The organism is uncultured Sphingomonas sp. (genome assembly GCF_964243315.1).
GTDB lineage: Bacteria > Pseudomonadota > Alphaproteobacteria > Sphingomonadales > Sphingomonadaceae > Sphingomonas.
In genome coordinates this window covers 1-3462 of sequence record NZ_CAXTEM010000112.1, presented here as the reverse complement: position 1 = coordinate 3462, position 3462 = coordinate 1, and the positions used below count along the sequence as shown (strand labels likewise).

Annotated in this window: 4 protein-coding genes and 1 pseudogene; 1 reads left to right on the top strand and 4 read right to left on the bottom strand. The window is 67.4% G+C overall.

From position 1 onward, the window contains the following. Positions 1-554, bottom strand: a 554-nt coding sequence (locus tag ACFE77_RS16265) for an outer membrane protein assembly factor BamD (RefSeq protein WP_375422688.1), incomplete at its 3' end; no start/stop codon positions are given. Between the two features lie 141 nt (positions 555-695). Here ACFE77_RS16265 and ACFE77_RS16260 point away from each other — a divergent pair. Beyond that, complete coding sequence (locus ACFE77_RS16260; RefSeq protein ID WP_375422687.1) at positions 696-1520, top strand: phosphoheptose isomerase; 825 nt, start codon at positions 696-698, stop codon at positions 1518-1520. 3 nt (positions 1521-1523) lie between these two features. Here ACFE77_RS16260 and ACFE77_RS16255 read toward each other — a convergent pair whose 3' ends face one another. The 3 genes and pseudogenes from ACFE77_RS16255 to ACFE77_RS16245 all read right to left on the bottom strand — a co-directional run. Then, positions 1524-2684: a DUF3089 domain-containing protein gene (locus tag ACFE77_RS16255; protein WP_375422686.1), complete on the bottom strand. Its 1161-nt coding sequence runs from the start codon at positions 2682-2684 to the stop codon at positions 1524-1526. Positions 2685-2771: 87 nt separating this feature from the next. Beyond that, on the bottom strand, positions 2772-3140 hold the full coding sequence (locus tag ACFE77_RS16250) for an Mth938-like domain-containing protein (protein WP_375422685.1): 369 nt from the start codon (positions 3138-3140) through the stop codon (positions 2772-2774). A gap of 7 nt (positions 3141-3147) precedes the next feature. Beyond that, a pseudogene (locus ACFE77_RS16245) lies at positions 3148-3462 on the bottom strand (protein translocase subunit SecF); the annotation flags it as partial.

Below are 3462 nucleotides of genomic sequence, written 5' to 3'. Positions count from 1 at the left end.
CCGATCTCCATCTCCTTGCCCGCGAGATGATCGTTGACGAGATCGATCTTCAGCCGCGCATCAGCCGCATAGCGGGTGTTGGGATAGCGCCGGGTCAACTCGCCGAGCGCGTCGAGCGCCTGGCGGGTGATCTTCTGGTCGCGGGTGACGTCCTTGATCTGCTCGTAATAGCTGAGCGCGACAAGATAATAGGCATAGGGCGCATCGCGGTTGCCGGGATGGACGGTCAGGAAGCGCTGTGCCGACTGGATCGACTGGGTGTAATCGCGGCTGAGATAATAGCTGAACGCGCTCATCACCTGCGCGCGGCGAGCCCAGATCGAATAGGGATGCTGGCGCTCGACCTCGTCGAACAACGCCGCGGCTTCCTTGTAGCGGCCCTGATCGAGCCGGTTCTTCGCCGCCGAATAGAGCGTGCCGACGTCGCGCGCGACATAGGGCAGGTCGCCCTTGGCACGGCTGCCGGCACAGCCTGTAACTGGGAGCGCGAGCGCGGCGATCATCGCCAGCGCCGCGAACTTCGCGGGCTGGACCTTGGACTGGGGGATACGCATCGACCTCGTCCATAGCGCAGCCGCCGGGGGCCGAACAATCCCCGTTCGTGCAACAACCGGCCAGCCCGATTCCATCTTGCGGGGAGCGGGGGACATGCGCCAGGCGTTACGCTGTTTCGCTCCCCAACATGAAGGTGTCCGATGCCTGCCACGCTCCTCCAGACCCACCGCGTCGAAAAGCCATGGGGCCGCCACGATCTATGGCCCGGCTTCGACGATGCGCCTGCCGGCGGCGAGCCGATCGGCGAGGTCTGGTTCCAGGAGCCCGGCGACAGCACGCCCGAGCTGTTGATCAAATATCTGTTCACCGGGCAGAAGCTGTCGGTTCAGGTCCATCCCGACGACGACCAGGCCCATGCGCGCGGGCTGCCGCGCGGCAAGGACGAATGCTGGACGATCCTCGCCGCCAAGCCGGACTCGACGATCGCGCTCGGCCCGAAAGGGCCGATCACCCGCGACGCGCTGCGCGACGATGCGACCGACGGATCGATCGAGGACGATCTCGACTGGGTGCCCGTGAAGGCGGGCGATTTCTACTACGCGCCGTCGGGCACGATCCACGCGATCGGCGGCGGGCTGACGCTGATCGAGGTGCAGCAGAATTCGGAGACCACCTACCGGCTCTACGATTACGGCAGCGACCGCGAGTTGCACCTGAAGGACGGCGTCGACGTCGCCAACCTCGAGCCATATCGCGCGATCACCTCACCGGGCCGGATCGACGGCGACCGCACGATCCTGGTCGAGGGGCCGAAGTTCGTGCTGGAACGCTGGTCGGGCGGCGAGCACGCGGTGTCGCTGCCAGAGGGCGTGACCGCCTGGCTGGTGCCGATCGCAGGATCGGTCGAGGTCGCGGGGGTGTCCGCCGCGGCCGGCCAGTGCGCGACGATGACCGGCAGCGAAACGGTGACGACCAGCGCCGACGCCGACATACTCTGCGCCTATCCCCTGACGCAGCGGATCTGACCGCTACTTCTTGCGGGGGACGCCACGCCATGCGGCGGCCTGGCGATCCGCGAGGTCGACGAGATTGCCCATCGCCACGGGCATGTCGATCAGGTGCAGCCCCCAGTCCTTCAGGATGCTGCCATTGGCGATGACGTCGCCGACGATGGTGTCGGTGCGCGGGTCCTTCGGGTCGGCGTTCACGGTGACCGCTAGATAGTCGAAGCCGCCGGCCGAGACGCATTCGGCGCTGATCAGGCCGGGTGTCTTGACGAAGCTGGTGGTGACCGCGGCGCCGTCGGTCGTCCACGGACCGGCGGGGGCGCTGGCGGTGCCGGCGCCCTTGGTGCCGAAGACCGCGTCGGTCACCGCCTTGCCGCCGCCGAGTGCCGCAGGATTGGTGCAGGCGGCGACCATGCCGGCCTGTTCGACCTTGCCGAAGCGGCTGTTGGCGGGCGGCGGCGCATCGGCACGGAAGCTGACATAGCTGACCACGCAGCCGAACTGGTTGGCGTCCTTGCACAGCTTCATCGACTTGAAGTCGCCGCCGACATCGCGTCCCGGCGGCACCGCGACGTTGGTGCCGATCAGCATCGCCGAGACGATGTTGCGCGAAACCGATCGGTCGGTCTCGATGGAGCTAGCGATCAGCTGCTTCAGCAGCCCCGCACCCTGACTGTGACCGATCAGGACTACGCCGCGTCCGCCATTGTCGCGCTTGCGGTAATCGTTCCACGCCGCGGTGACATCGGCCAGCGCCATCGCGCGATCTGCGGTCATCGGCTGGCCCATCATCACCGCGCGCAGGGCGGTCAGCGTCACTTGGCGATAGAGCGGTGCGAAGACGCGGCATTTGCTGGCGAAGCGCGCTGCCTGCGCCGCCGCGACCTGTTGCTCCTCCGGGCCCGCGGTGAGGTCGCTGTTCGGCGTCGTGTCGAGCGACACCGTGGGATAAACGTAGAAACAGTCGAAGGTCGGTGCCACTGCCGGGCGGAACTTCTCGATCTTGCGCTTGCCATCGGCGCGGATGACGGTGACGTCCTGATTGGTCGCACACGCGTCCGCGCGTCCGGGGCGGCATAGCCAAGCGGCGTCCTGGCCGTAATCGGGGGCGGCGGTTTGCGCACCCGCGGGTGTCGCGAGCAAGGCCCCGGCAAGCAGCGTCAGCGATAGCGTAATTCTCATGTTCCTCTCCCCCCAGATTTTCGCGGATGATATCACCCGCGATAGGGTCGTCGAGAGGGTGCGCGCGAAATCCCGTGCGGACGCGGTTCAGGCGTCGAGCGGGTAGAGCGCGGCGGCGATCACGCGGCCTTCGCCGCGCAGCACGCCCCAGGCGCGTGCCGCCGCGCGGCTGTCCATCGCCTCGACGCCGATCCCCTGCTCCTCGATCGCGCGGACCAGCGCGACCGGGGGGCGAACTAGCGCCGCGCCGGTGCCGATCAGGATGAATTCGGGGCGGGCGGCGATCAGCGGATCGAGATCGGCGATCGTGAGTGCGTCGAGCGGCGGCGGTGCCCAGTCGGTCGCGTTATCGACCGTCATCAGCAACGCCGCGGCAACGGTATCGTCACCGAGTCGGTAGCCGCGACCGGCGAAACCGCGGACGATCGGGCCGCCCGCGGTCGCCTCGCGCTGCATGTGGAGATCAGCGATCTTTCGGCCCCACGCGCTCGGCATTGTCGAGCGCGTTCGGCTTGCGCGCGGTCGGCTCCGCCCGAAGCCCGAGCGAGATCAACAGCGACGACGACACGTAGATCGACGAGTAGGTGCCGACGACGATGCCGAGGATCATCGCCGCGGTGAAGCCACGCAGCACGTGCCCGCCGAGCAGCAGCATCGCGACCAGCGCGAGCAGGATCGTGACCGAAGTCATGACGGTGCGCGGCAGAGTCTCGTTGACCGACAGGTTGATGATCTCGCGCATCTCCATCTTGCGATAGCGGCGCATGTTCTCGCGGAT

What these genes read in the sequence shown, in the direction of transcription:
- ACFE77_RS16260 (WP_375422687.1), top strand. Translation starts at nt 696, where the DNA reads ATGCCTGCCACGCTCCTCCAGACCCACCGCGTCGAAAAGCCATGGGGC.
- ACFE77_RS16255 (WP_375422686.1), bottom strand. Translation starts at nt 2,684, where the DNA reads ATGAGAATTACGCTATCGCTGACGCTGCTTGCCGGGGCCTTGCTCGCG.
- ACFE77_RS16250 (WP_375422685.1), bottom strand. Translation starts at nt 3,140, where the DNA reads ATGCAGCGCGAGGCGACCGCGGGCGGCCCGATCGTCCGCGGTTTCGCC.